The organism is Streptomyces sp. NPDC040610, assembly GCF_055594065.1.
The window spans coordinates 459,695-475,342 of the sequence record NZ_JBVIXA010000002.1; the positions used below are offsets into that span (position 1 = coordinate 459,695).

The 15,648-nt window shown below is 72.6% G+C and carries 16 protein-coding genes; 4 read left to right on the plus strand and 12 right to left on the minus strand.

The features are described 5' to 3' along the window. Positions 1 to 139: 139 nt before the first annotated feature. Together ACZ6AA_RS08570 and ACZ6AA_RS08575 are read right to left on the minus strand one after the other, a co-directional pair. Positions 140 to 526 (minus strand): hypothetical protein, encoded by a 387-nt coding sequence (locus ACZ6AA_RS08570; protein WP_468458876.1) that lies wholly within the window; start codon positions 524 to 526, stop codon positions 140 to 142. 267 nt (positions 527 to 793) lie between these two features. After that, positions 794 to 1,288, minus strand: coding sequence for a hypothetical protein (locus tag ACZ6AA_RS08575; RefSeq protein ID WP_468458878.1), 495 nt, complete (start codon positions 1,286 to 1,288; stop codon positions 794 to 796). Positions 1,289 to 1,776: 488 nt separating this feature from the next. On the opposite strand from ACZ6AA_RS08575, the gene ACZ6AA_RS08580 reads away from it, so the two are divergent. Beyond that, a complete protein-coding gene (locus tag ACZ6AA_RS08580; protein ID WP_471456991.1) occupies positions 1,777 to 2,679 on the plus strand; it encodes a class I SAM-dependent methyltransferase in 903 nt (300 codons plus the stop codon). A gap of 50 nt (positions 2,680 to 2,729) precedes the next feature. On the opposite strand, the gene ACZ6AA_RS08585 is transcribed toward ACZ6AA_RS08580, so the two are convergent. After that, a complete protein-coding gene (locus ACZ6AA_RS08585; RefSeq protein ID WP_471456993.1) occupies positions 2,730 to 3,266 on the minus strand; it encodes a hypothetical protein in 537 nt (178 codons plus the stop codon). 126 nt (positions 3,267 to 3,392) lie between these two features. Between ACZ6AA_RS08585 and ACZ6AA_RS08590 the strand changes: the two genes are divergently transcribed. Then, positions 3,393 to 4,325, plus strand: coding sequence for a MerR family transcriptional regulator (locus ACZ6AA_RS08590; protein ID WP_471456995.1), 933 nt, complete (start codon positions 3,393 to 3,395; stop codon positions 4,323 to 4,325). A 241-nt stretch (positions 4,326 to 4,566) separates the two neighbouring features. Here ACZ6AA_RS08590 and uriT read toward each other — a convergent pair whose 3' ends face one another. Continuing rightward, complete coding sequence (uriT, locus tag ACZ6AA_RS08595) at positions 4,567 to 6,018, minus strand: uridine transporter UriT (protein WP_471456997.1); 1,452 nt, start codon at positions 6,016 to 6,018, stop codon at positions 4,567 to 4,569. Next, positions 6,015 to 6,962, minus strand: a complete 948-nt coding sequence (gene uriH, locus ACZ6AA_RS08600; RefSeq protein ID WP_468458889.1) for a uridine-preferring nucleoside hydrolase UriH — start codon at positions 6,960 to 6,962, stop codon at positions 6,015 to 6,017. Before uriH ends, uriT begins: the two co-directional genes overlap by 4 nt. Before the next feature lie 234 nt (positions 6,963 to 7,196). On the opposite strand from uriH, the gene ACZ6AA_RS08605 reads away from it, so the two are divergent. After that, positions 7,197 to 8,249 (plus strand): LacI family DNA-binding transcriptional regulator, encoded by a 1,053-nt coding sequence (locus ACZ6AA_RS08605; protein WP_468458891.1) that lies wholly within the window; start codon positions 7,197 to 7,199, stop codon positions 8,247 to 8,249. 103 nt (positions 8,250 to 8,352) lie between these two features. Then, positions 8,353 to 9,168, plus strand: a complete 816-nt coding sequence (locus tag ACZ6AA_RS08610) for an SAM-dependent methyltransferase (RefSeq protein WP_471456999.1) — start codon at positions 8,353 to 8,355, stop codon at positions 9,166 to 9,168. Positions 9,169 to 9,214: 46 nt separating this feature from the next. Here ACZ6AA_RS08610 and ACZ6AA_RS08615 read toward each other — a convergent pair whose 3' ends face one another. The 7 genes from ACZ6AA_RS08615 to ACZ6AA_RS08645 all read right to left on the minus strand — a co-directional run bounded on the left by ACZ6AA_RS08615 (position 9,215) and on the right by ACZ6AA_RS08645 (position 15,499). Next, positions 9,215 to 10,540, minus strand: coding sequence for a deoxyguanosinetriphosphate triphosphohydrolase family protein (locus ACZ6AA_RS08615; RefSeq protein ID WP_471457001.1), 1,326 nt, complete (start codon positions 10,538 to 10,540; stop codon positions 9,215 to 9,217). Positions 10,541 to 10,588: 48 nt separating this feature from the next. Next, complete coding sequence (locus ACZ6AA_RS08620) at positions 10,589 to 11,257, minus strand: GrpB family protein (protein ID WP_471457003.1); 669 nt, start codon at positions 11,255 to 11,257, stop codon at positions 10,589 to 10,591. Positions 11,258 to 11,350: 93 nt separating this feature from the next. Beyond that, positions 11,351 to 12,001 carry a DoxX family protein gene (locus ACZ6AA_RS08625; RefSeq protein ID WP_468458899.1) on the minus strand — a complete coding sequence of 217 codons (651 nt, stop codon included), beginning with the start codon at positions 11,999 to 12,001 and terminating at the stop codon, positions 11,351 to 11,353. A gap of 360 nt (positions 12,002 to 12,361) precedes the next feature. Beyond that, the gene (locus ACZ6AA_RS08630; protein ID WP_468458901.1) at positions 12,362 to 12,892 is read right to left on the minus strand and encodes a GNAT family N-acetyltransferase; all 531 of its coding nucleotides are present in this window, start codon (positions 12,890 to 12,892) and stop codon (positions 12,362 to 12,364) included. 145 nt (positions 12,893 to 13,037) lie between these two features. Beyond that, complete coding sequence (locus ACZ6AA_RS08635; RefSeq protein ID WP_468458903.1) at positions 13,038 to 13,265, minus strand: ferredoxin; 228 nt, start codon at positions 13,263 to 13,265, stop codon at positions 13,038 to 13,040. Then, entirely contained in the window at positions 13,265 to 14,500 is a 1,236-nt protein-coding gene (locus ACZ6AA_RS08640; protein WP_468458905.1) for a cytochrome P450, read from the minus strand. Before ACZ6AA_RS08640 ends, ACZ6AA_RS08635 begins: the two co-directional genes overlap by 1 nt. Before the next feature lie 354 nt (positions 14,501 to 14,854). Further along, positions 14,855 to 15,499 (minus strand): maleylpyruvate isomerase family mycothiol-dependent enzyme, encoded by a 645-nt coding sequence (locus tag ACZ6AA_RS08645; RefSeq protein WP_468482168.1) that lies wholly within the window; start codon positions 15,497 to 15,499, stop codon positions 14,855 to 14,857. Positions 15,500 to 15,648 lie beyond the last annotated feature (149 nt).

Sequence of the window (15,648 nt, forward strand, 5' to 3'; positions counted from 1 at the left end):
CTCGCCGCAGACTCTCTCCCCCCCCCCCCACCCCCCCCCCCATCCCCCTCCCCCCCCCCCCCCCCCCCCCCCCCCCCCCCCCCCCCCCCCCCCCCCCCCCCCCGGGCCCGGTGGCTCCTGTCAGGGGGTGACGGCCCCGTCAGTTGGTGATCGTCACGCAGGGCAGGCCCACGCTCGACCCACCCCGGAAGCCCTCCGCGCAGAGCCGGGTGCCCGCCGGGAAGTGGCGCTGGGGGTAGGCCTGGTCGCGGTACGTCCTGAACTTGGCGACGTCCTCCACCTTGGTGCGCGCGGACCAGCCGTTGGTGGTCCACACGCGCGCCGAGATGCGGTTGGGCTGGTTGGTGTTGGTGACCGACACCTCGACCCGGCCGAGGTAGGTGCCCGAGTCGTACGTCTCGATGCAGACGGAGTGGTTGCACCACTTGCCGTCGGCCACGGCCGAGGGCCCCGCGACGATGACGCAGCCGAGCGCGGCGACCACGGCGGCGACCCCGGCGGCGACCTTCTTGGTGAGCTTGTACATGCTGAGCACTCCTTCGAGCGTTTCCCTCACGGCCCCGCGACGAGGCACTGGGAGCTGACGATGCGGATCCTCCGGACGGGCCATGACCGGTCCGATGTCGCCGGACAGGGACGGCCCAGGCGGACCAACGCGGGGCAAGATCATGAGTTACGCCGGTGACCCCCTCCCGGAAACGCGGCGGAGCCCGGTCGACCGAGGTCGACCGGGCTCCGCTTCATGTCGTCAGGAGGTCAGGGGCCGTGCCCCGGCCCTCCCTCGGCTCGAGGTCTAGCGACCCCAGGTGCCCTGGTTCACCGCGCAGTTCCAGCCGTTGCCGCGGACGCTGAACTTCACCTTGTAGGACCTGGTGTTCAGGAGCCGCGTGCGCACCTGGACGCCGAGGCTGGCCTTCTTCTTCAGGGTCTTGGTGTGGACGGAAACGGTCCGCGACGTCTTGCGGGTGACCTTGCCGCCCTTCGCCTTGGCGCTGCCGAAGCGAATGTTCTTCACGTTGGTCACCGTGAAGGTGACCTTCTTGAAGCTCTTGGTGCTCTTGTTCTTCAGGCCGAAGTACAGGCCGTTGCCGGTGACCCAGCCGTTCGAGTTGGTGTAGAACCTCGACGTGTAGACGATGTCGATCGGGCAGCCGGCGCTCCGCGGCGCGACCTTGGACGCGGTCGGAGCGGCCTTCGGCCCCTCGGACGCGGACGCGGCACCGGCCAGACCGAGCTGAGCGGCGGTGATGGCCCCGGCGGTGGCCAGGACGGCGGCGGACGTGCGCATGCGGTTCACTACGGAATTACCTCTTCCCCCTGTGGCCCCTTGTGGGACCAACTGACAGCACAATGCAATGTGTTCGCGCCGGACGATTCACGTCCCTGCGGCGCGCCCCGTATTCCTAGCACGAGGACGCCACAGGAGAACAAGTCAGCCGACGTCTCACCACGGCACCGTGACAGAAGCCGGACAATCGTAAGGCATTCCGAGGTGTACTCCGGAACGGGTTCCGAAGGGGCCCTTTCCGGGGTGATTCCGGTGAACTTCCGAAGTCGACTTCCTTGGGCCTTTCACTGCCCGGTCCTGCCGTTCCCCGTTCGGACGCGTTCGCAGAATGCGATTGCAGTGGCTAATTCTCGCCCCTCCCGTGGGCGTCGGGCGTGGCTTGACTGCGTCGTCACGGGGGCCATGGCGGCGGGTGCAATGGACGGTGCACGGGAACGGACCTGTCCGCGCGGGCCCCCGCGGCCCGCACCTGTCCGGAGGAGACCGCCTTGGCAACGAACCCGACCACGAACACACCCGGCGCGACCGGCGCTTCGCACCCCACCCCCGACGACGTCGGGGCGATGTACGACCAGTTCGGCGACCTGCTCGCCATGACGCTCGGGTCGACGGCCGTGCACATCGGCATGTTCGTGCCGCACGGCGAGCCCGCACCCGTCACCTCGCTCGTCGGCCTCGCCGACCTCGCGCAGGACCGGCAGACCGAGTTCCTCATCGACACGCTCCACGGCGCCGTCGGCCGCGTACCGGACCCGCACTTCCTGGACATCGGCTGCGGCACCGGCGGCCCCGCCCTGCGACTCGCCGAGCGCACCAGCGGCCGGGTCTCCGGCATCACCGTCAGCAAGACCCAGCTGGCCCGGTGCGAGGACCGGCGCCGGGGGCACCGCGCGGGCGAGCGCGTCGACTTCGCGTACGGCAACGCCATGGAGCTCAGCCACCCCGACGCCTCCTTCGACGGCGCCTGGTCGATCGACTGCGTGCCCCATCTGTCCGACCGGCCCGCCGCCCTGCGCGAGGCGCTGCGCGTGCTCAGGCCCGGCGGGCACCTGCTCTTCACGGAGTTCGCACTGCGCGGCACCCCCACCGAGGAGCAGTCGTCGGCGTACACGCGCCTGTGGACCTGTCCGCCGCTGCGCCCCTTCTCCACCCTCGTCGGCGAGATCGAGGCGACCGGCTTCCGGGTCGTGCGGGCGCAGGACATGACGGCCAACGCCGTGCTGTGCTCCGAGCTGATGTCGACCCTGTACCAGGACCGGCGTACGGAGATCGAGGAGCGCTTCGGCAAGGAGGCCCTGACCCACACCGACCCGCTGATGGCGCCCTACCGTTCCTTCTGCCGGAACCATTTGGACTACTACTTGATGCTGCTGCGCAAGCCGCAGGCGTAGCGGGTCACAGGGCTGGGGACTCACGTCGTCCACGGCGTACGGCACCCGGGCTACCCGCAGGCGTCCACCACCTCGTCGAACGTCTCCAGGAGGCCGAGGAACGCTTCCCTCCCCCAGGCGCCCACCGCCAGCGCGGCCGCCAGGACCGCGGCGCCGTGCGCGCACGCCGCGCCGTCCCGCCCCCGGTCCCGCAGCCCGGTGTCGTCGCCGTCGGCCCAGGCCCGCACCGCCTGGGACACGGCGAGTTCGTGGTGGGGCGGCCCGGCGGCGGCGATGGCGTCGGCCGCGCGGACGACGTCCGACGGGGTGAGGGTGCGCGGGGCCGACAGGACGATGCCGACGACCAGGCGCAGGATGTCCCCGGTGACGGAGGGCAGTTGGCGGACCGCGGCGGGGTCCGCTCCGTCGAGGGCGGCGGCGACCCCGGCGGGGTCCTCGCGCGCGTAGGCCCGGACGAGCGCGAGCCCGCGCCGCGCGGCCTCCCGGCCGGACGGGGCACCGGGCAGGGCCGCCGCCTCGCCCGTGCCCTCCGGATCTGCTGCCGACAGCGCCCCGTGCGGGTCCAGCTGTGAGCGGTACGACGCCATGCCCAATCCCCTTCCACAGGACGTACTCCGATCCTGCAACCTCAAGTGCGCTCCAGGTCAAATCGGCCGACCGGGGCATGCGAAGCCGCTTGAGTCTCCTCCAGGGGGAGACTGCAAGGTGGGCCCATGAGCGACGAAGTGCTGTATTCGATCGGTGAGCTGGCCGGGCGCACCGGGCTGACCGTCAAGACGATCCGGTTCTACTCGGACCGGGGTGTCGTCGAGCCGACGGACCGCAGTCCGGGTGGCTATCGCCGCTACGGCGCCGAGGCCGTCGCCCGGCTCGAACTCGTGCGGACCCTGCGGGATCTGGGGCTGGATCTCGACACGATCCGCAAAGTGGTCGAGCGGGAGCTGTCGCTCGCCGAGGTCACGGCGGCGCACGCCGAGGCGCTGGACGTGCAGATCCGCGGCCTTCGGCTGCGGCGGGCCGTGCTGGCGGCGGTGGCACGGCGCGGCTCCACGCCCGAGGAGCTGGACCTCGTGCACCGGCTGGCGAAGCTCTCCGAGGCCGAACGGCGGCGTCTCATCGACGACTTCCTCTCCGCCGTCTTCGACGGCCTTGACGGGCATCCGGAGTTCGTCGGCGTCAAGCGGTCGATGACGCCCGAGCTGCCCGCGGACCCGGAGGTCGAACAGATCGAGGCGTGGGTGGAGTTGGCCGGGCTGTTCCAGGACCCCGGCTGCCGCGCCGGTATGCACGGCATGGCCCACGACATGGCGGCCGACCGGGCCCCGGACGACACCAGGGGCCTCCCCCGCGTCCTCGCCGAGGCCCTCCGCGCCCGGGTCGCCCCCGCCCTGGCCGCGGGCATCGCCCCGGACGCCCCCGAGGCCGGTCCGGTCGTCGCCGACCTCACCGCCCACTACGCGCGCATCATCGGCGGCCACCTCGACCCCGCCGCCCTGCGCCGACGGCTGCTGTCCCGCCTGGAGTCCATGAACGACCCGCAGCGGGACCGCTACTTGGAGCTGCTCGCCGTCGTCAACGGCTGGCCGCCCCCGGACAGCCTGGCGCCGGTACTCGACTGGTCCGTCGCCGCACTCCGCGCGCGGTGACCACAGCCTCCGACAAGCTGACCGAACCCACCGCACACCGGCCGCCGTCCGGCTACCGTGCACTCCGCGCGGTGCCCGGCTTCTGGCGGATCGCGGCGACCGGCATGCTGTCGAAGCTGCCCAGCGGCATGGCCCATGCCGACGCCGGACGCACGAGGGCGCCCCACCCGCCGAGCGGATGGGGCGCCCACATCACAGAGTTCGCGTCACCACGGGCGCGCGGGCCCAGGACCTCCGGCCCTCACTCGTGGGCCTCCGCCTCCACCGGCTTGGGGATGAGGAAGGACGTCACGAACGCCGCCGCGATGAGGGCGACTCCGGCGATCATGGCGGCCGAGTAGCCCGCGGTCGACGTCTTGTCGGCCGGTTCGGCGGCGGTCTGGACGGCGTACAGGAGGGCGAAGCTCAGGCCCGCGCCGAGGTTGAAGGCGCCGGCGTTCAGGCCGGGCAGGAAGCCCGGGTTCTCCTTCGGGGAGAGGACGATGCCGAGGCCGTTGAGGACGATGTTGCCGACTCCGGCGTAGGTGACGCCGATGAGGACCGACGAGACCAGCAGGAGCGCGCGGGAGTCCGCCTGGAGGGTCACGAGCATCAGGGCGACGGTCGCGGCCGAGCCGACGAGGCCGAGACGCAGGATCCTGCCGTAGCCGTGGGTGGCGGCGAGGCGTCCGGCGAGGGGGCCCATGGCCAGGCCCGCGAGGGCGTACGGAGTGAGGGTCCACCAGGCTGACGCCTCGGCGCTCATCCCGAATCCGGCGTCCGCGTTCTGGGCGAAGGCGGGGATCATGCCGTTCATGACGGCGAAGACACCGGTCATCGTCAGGACGGTGGTCAGGAGCAGCGCCCACGTGGAGCGCCGGCGCAGGTGCCGGGTCGCGACGAGGGGGTGCTTGCTGCGGTCCTCGGCGCGCCAGAACGCGGCGAAGGCGAGCGCCGCGACGACGGCGAGCCCGGCGACGAGCGGCCAGTTGGCCTTGCCGAGCTTCCCGGCCTCGTTGAGGGCGATGAGGGCCGCACCGACGGAGACGACGAGGAGTGCCACGCCGGGCCAGTCCATGCGGTTGTCGGAGCCGGCGGCGCGCGCCGTGGACTCCGGGGTGAGCGTGGCGACGAGGACCATGGCGAGTCCGGCGACGACGGCCATGACCCAGAAGACGGACTGGAAGCCGTAGTGGTCGGCGAGGGAGCCGCCCGCGATGGAGTCGACGCCCGCGATGCCGCCGTTGACGGCGGTGATGACGCCGAGGAGCGTGCCGTACCGCTTCGGCTCGTGCACCTCGTTGCGCAGCATGATCAGGCAGAGCGGCACGGTCGGCCCGGACACGCCCTGGACGACACGGCCGACGAACAGCATGGGCACGCTCTGCGCGAGGGCGGCCACGACGCAGCCGACGGCCATGAGCGCCATCATCGCGGCGAGGACGCGGCGGCGGCCGACGAGGTCGCCGAGGCGCGGCAGGAAGAGCGAGAACAGCGCGGCGGACGTGAAGAACGCCGTCTGGGTCAGGCCGACCTCGGCGGAGGTCGCGTCGAGGGAGTCCTCGACGCTCTTCAGGGCGGGGCTGAGCATGCTCGCGTTCAGCTGGAAGGCGAAGCAGGCCGCGAGCAGCGCGGTGACAAGGACCCAGACGCGCACGGGGCGGCCGCCGGGAGAGGCGGCGGGCGGTGCGGGGTCGGTGAGGGAGGCGTTCACGCGGGCACGTCACCGATCCGCTCGAGGGCGTCCACGACCAGGTCCCAGAACCGCTCGTGGTCCAGGTCGACGGCGACCTGGGTGCGGCAGTCGGCGGGGGCGGGCGCGCGGAAGTCCGCGACGGTCATGCCGAGGGTGAGGGTGCCGGTCAGCTCGATGTCCACGGGGGCCTTGCGTACGGTCATGACGCTCGGGTCGATGACGTACGCGACCGCGCACGGGTCGTGCACGGGCGGGGCCTCGAAGCCCTGGTTCTTCAGGTACATGGCGCCGAAGAAGTCCAGGAGCTCGTTGACGAAGACGGCGGGCTTCGTGCCGACGTTCGCGATGCGCTCGACGACCTCGGGGGTCGCGAGGGCCTGGTGCGTCAGGTCGAGGCCGACCATGGTGACGGGCCAGCCCGCGTTGAAGACGATGTGCGCGGCCTCGGGGTCGATCTTGATGTTGAACTCGGCGACGGCGCTCCAGTTGCCCGTGTGGTAGCCGCCGCCCATGAGGACGACCTCGCGGACGCGCTCGGCGATGCGGGGCTCCTTGCGCACGGCGAGGGCGATGTTCGTCAGGCCCGCGGTGGGCACGATGGTGATCTCGCCGGGCTCGTGCGCCATGACCGTGTCGATGATGAGGTCGACGGCGTGGCGGGGGTCGAGGTCCAGGGTGGGCTCGGGCAGGACGGGGCCGTCGATGCCGCTCTCGCCGTGGATCTCGGCGGCCGTCTCGACGGTGCGCACCAGGGGGCGGGGGCAGCCTGCCGCGAAGGGCACGCCGGTGATGCCGGCGATGCGGGCGACGGAGAGGGCGTTGCGGGTGACCTTCTCCAGGGTCTGGTTGCCGACGACCGTGGTGACCGCGACCAGTTCGACGTCCGGGTTGCCGTGCGCGAGGAGCATGGCGATCGCGTCGTCATGTCCGGGGTCGCAGTCGAGGATGATCTTTCGGGCCATCGGCGGAACCTCTTTGTTCGGCTGAGCTGCCACGGCGGGGCGGCGCTCGGGAAAACGTTCTCCAAAGACTTTGTGCAGGAGTATGAATTATGTCAATGACCTGCGGCACGTCCCGACCGGCGTGCCGCAGCGCGCCCCTGCTCCACCCCTCCCACCTGGCACCAAGAAACCCTGGTCGCCGACCCCCGCCGTTGATAACGTTTGCCGAAACGCACCGAAGGGGTGGACCGAGGCGTGGCTGACGTAACACTGCGGGACGTGGCCCGGGCCTCCGGCTGCTCCGTCGCCACGGTCTCCCGGGTCCTCGCCGGGACGCGCCCCGTCGGCCCGGAGACGGCCCGCCGCGTCCGCGAGGCCGCCGAGGCCCTCGGCTACCGCCCCAACCAGGCCGCCCGCGCCCTGCGCAGCCGCTCCACCGGCACCGTCGGCCTGGTCCTGCCGCAGATCACCAACCCCTTCTACCCCGCCCTGGTGCGCGAGCTGACCCACGCCCTGCACGCCGAGGGCCGCGCCGTACTGCTCGCCGACTGCGACGACGACCCGACGGCCGAGGCCGAGTACATCGACGACCTGCTGAGCCGTCGCGTCGACGCGCTCCTCGTCATCCCGGCCGACGAGCGCCGCAGCCGCGACGCGGTCGCCGCGGCCGCCGCCCGGGTGCCCCTGGTCCTGATGGACCGCGGCTGCGGTCCGGGCATCGCCGACTCCGTGGGGGTCGACAACGCCGCGGGCATGGCCCTCGTCCTCGGGCATCTGGCCGCGACGGGCCGCCGCCGGGTCTGCTACCTGGGCGCCGACGGGACGGCGTCGGCCGCCGCCGAGCGGCGCGCGGCGTACGCGGCCGGGGCCGCCGTCCTCGATCCGGGCGCGCCCGGACGGATCGCGCTCGGCGGCTTCTCCGTGGAGTGGGGCCGGGCCGCCGTCGACCTGGTGTGGGACGCCCGGCCGGACGCGCTGGTGTGCGCCAACGACCTCATCGCGGTCGGCGCGCTGCAGCGCCTCCAGCAGCTCGGCGCGGACGTGCCCGGCGAGGTGGCCGTCACCGGCTTCGACGACATCCCGATGGCCGCGCTCGCCGCCCCCGGCATCACGACCGTCCGCCAGCCGGTCGCCGAACTGGCCGCGGAGGCCACGCAGTTGCTCGGCCGCCGTCTCGCCGGGCGCGGCGAGGGCCCGCAGCGGGCGATACGGCTCGCGCCGGAGCTGGTCGTACGGGAGTCGAGCGCGCCGGGGACGGGTGAGCCGGGGGCGGGCGGGGCGGGCGCCGCTGCCCTTCCGGCGCGGTGAGGTCCGCCCGCCCCTGAACGGGCACCGGTGTCCCCCTCAAGGTCATCGCGACGTACCGTGTGCGGTGAGACAGTTCACACCCCGGTAGAAGACGGACGGTGCCATGACCGACCCCTCGACGACGCCCGGACCGGCCGCGCGCCCGCACATCGACACGTCGGTGCCGCACTCCGCCCGGATCTGGAACTACTGGCTGGGCGGGAAGGACAACTACCCCGTCGACGAGGCGGCCGGTGACGCCTACAGCGCCGTCTACCCCGGCATCGTCACCATCGCCCGCAGCAGCCGTGCCTTCCTGGCCCGCAACATCACGTACCTGGTCGGCGAGGCGGGCATCCGGCAGTTCCTCGACATCGGGACCGGCCTGCCGACCGTGGACAACACCCACGAGGTGGCGCAGCGTCTCGCCCCCGAGACCAGGATCGTCTACGCCGACCACGACCCGATGGTCCTCGCGCACGCCCGCGCCCTGCTCACCTCCACACCGGAGGGCGCGACCGCCTACGTCGACGCCGACATCGCCGACCCCGACCGCATCCTGGCGGCGGCCGCCGAGACGCTGGACCTCACCCGCCCCACCGCCTTGATCCTCAGCAACATCCTGGGCCACGTCGCCGACTACGACCAGGCCCGCGCCATCGTCGCCCGCCTGCTCGACGGACTGCCCTCCGGCAGCCACCTCTCCATCAACGACGGCTCGCGCGGCATCGACGCCGCCTACGAACAGGCCCAGGACGCCTACAACGAAACCGGCGCCGTCCCCTACTTCCTGCGCCCCGTCGACCAGATCGAGGCCTTCTTCGACGGCCTGGAACTCCTCGACCCCGGCGTCGTGTCGGTCCCCTTCTGGCGCCCGGACCCCAAGTCCCCCGCCCCGGTGGCGATCGGTGAGCACGGGGGTCTCGCGCTCAAGCGATGACGCCCGACGCCGGTCGCACCGACGTGCACCCGGCCGCCAAGGCACCTCACAGCCACCCGGCGTCGCTCACCGATCCCAGGCTGGTGCCCGACAGACGGCGGTGCAGGGTCGTGGCCTGGTCCTCGGTCAGGGACGCGACGTGGTCGGCGGCGGCCCGCAGGGGGTCGCCGTGCAGTTCGAGTTCCTCGGCGCGGTCGGTGGGCAGGAGCCCGGGGGACTCATGGGTCCAGCGGAGCAGCTCGGAGACGACGCGTCGCTTTCCGTGCTGCTGGGTGGCCAGAGCCGGGCGGTCGATGACGTAGCACCAGACCAGTTCCTTGAGGAGGTCGCAGGCGGCCCGGCGCTCGGCGGGGACGACGAGGCGCGCGCCGTGGCGGATCGCCGCCGGGCCGCCGACCTCCAGCTCGATGTCCCGGGTGAAGTGGTCGATCAGCTTGGCGGTCCGGGCGTTGACGGCGACATCGTCCGCGTGCCGCCCGGCGTAGGGCCCCGGCACCGAGAGCGCCTTGGCGATGTCGGCGAGGAGCCGTACCGCCTCGTCCCGGTCGAAGGCGGCACCGGCGCGGCGGCGCTTGGCCGCCACATAGTCGAGGAAACGCCGTGTCTCCCGCTCGGTGTCGCCGCCCCCGGCTCCCGGGGCCGGGAAGAGCGCGGCCAGCGGGATCAGGCCGGTGCGGTAGAAGTCCTCCACGTCGTGACAGGCGTACGTGACGTCGTCGGCCCAGTCCATCACCTGCTCCTCGACCGGCACCGCGTCGTCGCCGCGGCCCGCCCGCACCCATGCGAACGCCTGCCGGTCGACGGCGTAGACACCCCACTTGGAGTGCCGCGCGGGGTCGACGTCGCGCGGGACGCGTTCCCAGGGGTACTTGGTGGCGGCGTCCAGGCAGGCCCGGGTGAGGTGCAGGCCGCGGTGGCCGGGGTACTTGTGCGCTGCCAGGAAGGTCAGGATGTGCAGGGTCTGGGCGTTGCCCTCGAAGCTGTCGAGCACCCCGTCGGCGGCGCGCACCTCGTCCATCGTCGCCCGCAGCGCGGTCTCACCGGCGTGACCGAAGGGCGGGTGGCCGATGTCGTGCGCCATGCAGGCCGCCTCGACCAGGGCCGGGTTCGGGCCGCCGTAGCGCCGTTCAAGCCGCTCCGCCATCCGCCGCCCCAGCTGGGCGACCTTCATCGAGTGGGTCAACCTGGTGTGGTACGCGCCGAGTTCGCCGCTCGCGACGACCTGGCTCTTGCCCGCCAGCGCGCGCCACTGCGTGGAGTACAGGATCCGGTCGACGTCGTGCTCGAAGCCCGATCGCTGTCCGTCGTCCGCGACCCTTCGGCGCAGGGAGTGCTGTTCCAGGTCTTCGTCGCTGTACCGGGCCGGTCGCATGACGGGATGGTAGTGCCCCTGCCACCGTCCACGACGGGGGGACGTGCGTCAGCGCCCGCTCCCCCGCCCGTGGTCACCCTCCACCCCGGCCCCCTCCTCCGCCCTCGCGAGGATCCCCTCGACCACCCCCGTCTTGGCGTCGGCGTAGTTCTGCAGGTACTCCCACGTCCGCTCCGCCAGCGTCCTCTTGGTGCGGGCGTACAGGTCACGGTCGTCGTCGTGGGCGCGGAGCCAGTCCCGGAACCGGAGCATGCGGGCGGTCTCCTCGCAGCCCTCCGGGAACACGTGCAGGTTCGCCGAAGCGGCGCCGGGCGCGAGGTCCTGCCGGCGCAGCACGCGGTGCTCGTACCAGTCGGGCTCCCGGATCGCGAGGGTGTAGCCGAGCTGTTCGAGCGCGGGCACGTACGTCGCCTCCTCCCCCGGGTCCGGGACGGTCAGAAGCATGTCGATGACCGGCTTGGCGGGCAGACCGGGCACCGACGTCGAGCCCACGTGCTCGATCGCGTGCCGCACGTCCACGAGCGCGCCGCCGAGCCGTGCGGCCTCGGTGGCGAAGACCTGCGGCCACCGGGGGTCGTACTCCGCCAGCGTGACCCGGCCGTCGAGCTTGGGCACGGCGCCCACGGTGGCTGCGGCGATCTCCTCGGCGGTCATCGGCACTGTGCCGTCGACCGCCGGTGCGTGCGGCTCCTGGGCGTGGGTCTCCTGCTCGGGCACGGTCTGCTCCTGACCTCGGTGTGGCATCGGTTCGCCGCAAGCCAAGGCCAGGAGTCGCGAGAGCGTCAAGGGCGTCGTGACCGGACGACCGCGTCAGTCCCGCAGCACCACCAGCACGAACGCCGCCGACACCGCGCCCAGCACGACGGCCGCGACCCCGCGTGCGAATCGGTGGTCCCGCAGCACGGGCAGGAGTTCGTCGGCGGCGAGGCGGCCGGGCCCGGCCAGGGCAATCGACACCGCGCCCGCCAGGAGCACGATGTCGTACTCGACGCCCTCGGGGCTGAAGAAGCCGCCGCCCCACTTCACGGCCATGGCGTTGAGCATGATGCCGAGGATCCCGGCGCCCGCGAGGGGTGTGAGCAGGCCGATCGCGAGGCCGAGGCCGCACAGGGTCTCGGTGAGCGCGGCGACCCAGGCCATCGTTGTGGCGGCCTTGTAGCCGTCGGAGGCGAAGAAGGCCGCGGTGGCGTCGAGGCCGTTGCCGTCGAACCAGCCGAAGAGCTTCTGCGAGCCGTGGGCGGCCATGGTGAGGCCGACCGCGAGCCGGAGCAGCAACAGGCCGACATCCGCGCCGGGTTGGGGCCCGGAGGCGACCGCGAGGGCGTGTCGGCGCGGTGTGCCCGGCGACGTGGAGGCATAGGGGGACGGGGGTGGGGGTGGGGACGAGGAGTCGGTGGAGTGCGGGGAGTCAGTGGAGTGGAGGGAGTCGGCGGAGTGAGGGGGACGGGACGGTGAGGACATGCGTGATCTCTCCTTGTGCCGAGGGGGGAAGGACGGGGACAGGGAGGAGAGGTCCCTCTGCGTGCTGAACGGCTGCGTGCTCAACGGCTACGTGGTGAACGGCTGCGTGCTCAACGGCTGCGTGCTGAACAGTTGTGTACTGAGCGGCTGCTTGCTGAATGGTGCACGGCGTGGCTCCCGCAAGCGGGACGTCCTGTCGGAGCCGAGGCGCCCGCCCCGGCCCGAGGGCGTACGCTCGCCCGCTCATGTCGACCGATGATAGGTCCAGACCAAGTCGGTATGAAGCCCTCCGACCGTCACAGAACCCGGCCCGGCTCACTGCGGCCGGATTTCACCCCTCGCCGCTCCCCTCCCCCCTGCCTACCGGACCGCATCGGCGGACGGAGGCACGGGCCGCCGCATGCACACCCGAGGCCAGCGGTCCAGGCCGTGCGCGGCCTCGTTCTCCCGGACGGCCCGCAGCCCGGGGCCCAGTTCGGCGTCGTCGAGGAGTACGAAGCCGCAGCGCGCGTAGTACGGGGCGTTCCACGGCACATCCCTGAAGGTCGTGAGCGTCAGCGCGGGGACCGCCTCGGCCGCGGCGCGGTCGGCGAGGTGGTCGAGGAGGGAGCGGCCGATGCCGTGGCGGGCGTGGTCGGGGTGCACGGACACCTGCTCGACGTGCAGGTCGCCGTCGACGCGGTCGGCGAGGAGGTAGGCCACCGGTACGTCGTCCGGGTCGGCGGCCACCCAGGCGAGCCCGGCGCGCTGGTAGCCCGCGAGTTCGTCCAGGGCGGGCGGCTCGTCGTCGGCGATCTCCGGCATGCCGACGTCCCGGAAACAGCGGCCGGCCGCCCGCTCGATGTCCTGAAGGCGGGTCAACTCACCGTGGCGCAGGGATCGGATACGCATCGCGCCATTGTTCCAGGTCAGTGGGGCGGCCTGGCCTCGGGCCCCGGGGCGCGGCACGGCGGTCGGCGACGAGGCGGAACCGCCCTGCCGACCCCGGTCGGACTTCGAGGTCGGCAGGGCGGCTGCGGCGAGACCGCGCCGCCGCTCAGGCCTCGCTGTGCCGGGGCTCGGCCTGGAACGTCTCCGTGTGCAAGGTGATCGCCCGCACCGGGCAGGCCCGTGCCGCCTCCCGCAGCATGGGGTCGCCCACCTCCTCCTCGCTCCCGGGCAGCAGCTCGCTGAAGCCGTCGTCGTCCTGCGTGAAGACCTTCGGTGCCGTCAGGACGCACTGGCCGGCGCCGATGCACACGTCCGTGTCGATGGTGACGCGCATCAGCCGCGCCCCCAGGTGACGGGCAGGTCGACCAGGCCCTGAATCGTGTCACCGGGCTTCATCCGGATCTCGTCCGCGGGGACGGCGAGCCGCAGGTCGGGGAGGCGGGCGAGCAGGGACCGCAGGGCGATCTCCAGCTCGGCGCGGGCGAGGTTCTGGCCGAGGCACTGGTGGATGCCGAAGCCGAACGCGAGGTGGTGCCGGGCACTGCGGCGCACGTCGAGGTCGTCGGGGTCGGGGTAGACGGCGGTGTCGCGGTTGATGGTGGAGGCGGCGAGGACCACGCCCTCGTCGGCGCGGATGAGCTGCCCGGCCACCTCGATGTCCTCGGTGGCGACGCGCACGAGTCCGTCGGCGATGGACAGGAAGCGCAGCAGTTCCTCGACGGCGTCGCGGGTCAGGTCCGGGTCGGCGCGCAGGGCCGCGAGCTGGTCGGGGTGTTCGAGCAGGGTGAAGGTGCCGAGCGAAATCATGTTGGCCGTGGTCTCGTGCCCGGCGACGAGCAGGATGAGGGCGATGCGGACGAGTTCGTCGCGGTCCAGGCTGCCGCCGTTCAGCCGTTCGCGTACCAGCTCGTCGAGTACGCCCTCGGGGGTGGCGTCGGCCGCGGCTCCCCGCCCGGCGCCGGAGTCGGCCGTCTTGGTCTTGCGGTCGACCAAGTCGCCCAGGTAGTCGAGCAGTTCGACGCGGCCCGCCTCCGACTCCTCGGCCGTGGCGCCGCGCAGGATGCGGCGTGCGGCGTCCTCGAAGAACTCGTGGTCGGCGTACGGGACACCGAGGAGTTCGCAGATCACGATGGACGGCACGGGCAGGGCGAAGGCGGTGACCAGTTCGACGGGCGGTCCCTGGGCGATGACGGCGTCGAGGAGTCCGTCGACGATGTGCTGGATGCGGGGGCGCATCGCCGCCACCTGTTTCACCCCGAACGTGGGGATGAGCATGCGGCGTTGCTTGTTGTGCAGCGGGTCGTCGACGCCGAGCAGGGCGAGCGGCTCCCGGCGGGAGAGCTCGAAGCGCGGGGCGATCATCGGGAAGGCGGGATGCTGCCGGTCGGTGGAGAGGCGGCGGTCGGTGAGCAGGGCCTGGGCCTCGGCGTGGCCGGTGACCAGCCAGGCCTCACTGTTGTCGTAGAGGGTGACCCGATTGACCGGGCCTTGCGTGCTCGACGGCCGGTATCCGGCGGGCGGGTGATAGGGGCAGGTTCGGTCCTGGGGGAAGGGGGCGGCTTGCGCCATGGGGGCCTCCGATGTGCTCGGACGGGTTGTGCGGTGTCCCGACCCCCACTTCATGCCCCATGCAAGCATCTGGAACATGCCCGGTTCGGCCAACTTCGCGCCGGACGCCCCTGAGTTCGGCATCGCGGCCGATTTGTGCTGCTCCCCCGATGCCGCCGCGCCTCATGACCTCGCAGGGGCCGCAGCTCTCCCCGGGATTTTTCGCGACAGCCGCTGACACGAATGGCGTGATCACGCCGGTCTCCCCCGCCGGCCGCGGCGCCCGCACCGGCCGCGTCACCCAAGCCGCCCACGCCGCCCACGCCGCCCACGAGCACGTACCCACCACGCCACAAGCCCCGGCCGCACGAAGAGCTAGAGCACCGACGCCAGACGTTCGGCGCCCGCCCCGGACACGCCCGCGAGTCCGGCGGGGCGACCGGTCGCCAGAAGCAGCAGGTCCCCCGCCGGACCGCGGACCTCGTCCGTGCCGTCGCCCGTCGACCAGTCCGCGTCGGTGGCGATCAGGCGCAGGCCTCGCAGGCGCTTGCGGGCGCCGTAGAACGGGCTGCCCACGACGTGATCGAGGGCCGTCGCCGTCGGCTCCGGGGGCATGGCCCGCGTGCGTCCGAGCGGGCGCGCGATGTCCTGCCCGTGGACGAGGAAGTCGACCAGGGGGTCGGCGGGGGCGGCCATGGGTGCCCGGCGGGGCGACCCCGCCGTCTCCCGGATCTGGGCGATCAGTTCGGCGGGCGGGAACGCGGCCGCCCGCCGCACGGCGAACTCGGCCTCCATGCGGTTCCAGTCGCCGCGGGCGCGCAGGGCGCCGCCGAGCACCATCCGCCATGTCGTGCGCGTCGACAGCGTCAGATGGGCGGCGACGTCCCGTACCGTCCAGCCCTCACAGAGCGAGGGTGCCTCCCATTCGGCGTCGTCGAGATCCGCCAGGAGGTCGGCGACGCCGAGGCGCTCCGTCTCCACCCAGCCGAGCATCCGCTCCGCGTTCGTCTTCGTACCCATGGCTACGCCTCTCACCTCGAAGGCAGCAGGACTCCGGCGGCACCGGGCCGCCGGAACCTCTGCGCGGGAAGTGCAGGTATGACCACCCGCCCGCCGAGAAGTGAGCGATCCATGAGCGTGACCTGGGTCACGACATGCTGCGGAAGGCG

Bases quoted from the DNA above. Each gene is read 5' to 3' on its own strand.
- ACZ6AA_RS08640 (WP_468458905.1), bottom strand. From the start codon at position 14,500: ATGGCGCAAGCCGCCCCCTTCCCCCAGGACCGAACCTGCCCCTATCAC.
- ACZ6AA_RS08635 (WP_468458903.1), bottom strand. From the start codon at position 13,265: ATGCGCGTCACCATCGACACGGACGTGTGCATCGGCGCCGGCCAGTGC.
- ACZ6AA_RS08590 (WP_471456995.1), top strand. From the start codon at position 3,393: ATGAGCGACGAAGTGCTGTATTCGATCGGTGAGCTGGCCGGGCGCACC.
- ACZ6AA_RS08575 (WP_468458878.1), bottom strand. From the start codon at position 1,288: ATGCGCACGTCCGCCGCCGTCCTGGCCACCGCCGGGGCCATCACCGCC.
- ACZ6AA_RS08630 (WP_468458901.1), bottom strand. From the start codon at position 12,892: ATGCGTATCCGATCCCTGCGCCACGGTGAGTTGACCCGCCTTCAGGAC.
- ACZ6AA_RS08615 (WP_471457001.1), bottom strand. From the start codon at position 10,540: ATGCGACCGGCCCGGTACAGCGACGAAGACCTGGAACAGCACTCCCTG.
- ACZ6AA_RS08570 (WP_468458876.1), bottom strand. From the start codon at position 526: ATGTACAAGCTCACCAAGAAGGTCGCCGCCGGGGTCGCCGCCGTGGTC.
- ACZ6AA_RS08625 (WP_468458899.1), bottom strand. From the start codon at position 12,001: ATGTCCTCACCGTCCCGTCCCCCTCACTCCGCCGACTCCCTCCACTCC.
- ACZ6AA_RS08645 (WP_468482168.1), bottom strand. From the start codon at position 15,499: ATGGGTACGAAGACGAACGCGGAGCGGATGCTCGGCTGGGTGGAGACG.
- ACZ6AA_RS08610 (WP_471456999.1), top strand. From the start codon at position 8,353: ATGACCGACCCCTCGACGACGCCCGGACCGGCCGCGCGCCCGCACATC.
- ACZ6AA_RS08585 (WP_471456993.1), bottom strand. From the start codon at position 3,266: ATGGCGTCGTACCGCTCACAGCTGGACCCGCACGGGGCGCTGTCGGCA.
- uriH (WP_468458889.1), bottom strand. From the start codon at position 6,962: ATGGCCCGAAAGATCATCCTCGACTGCGACCCCGGACATGACGACGCG.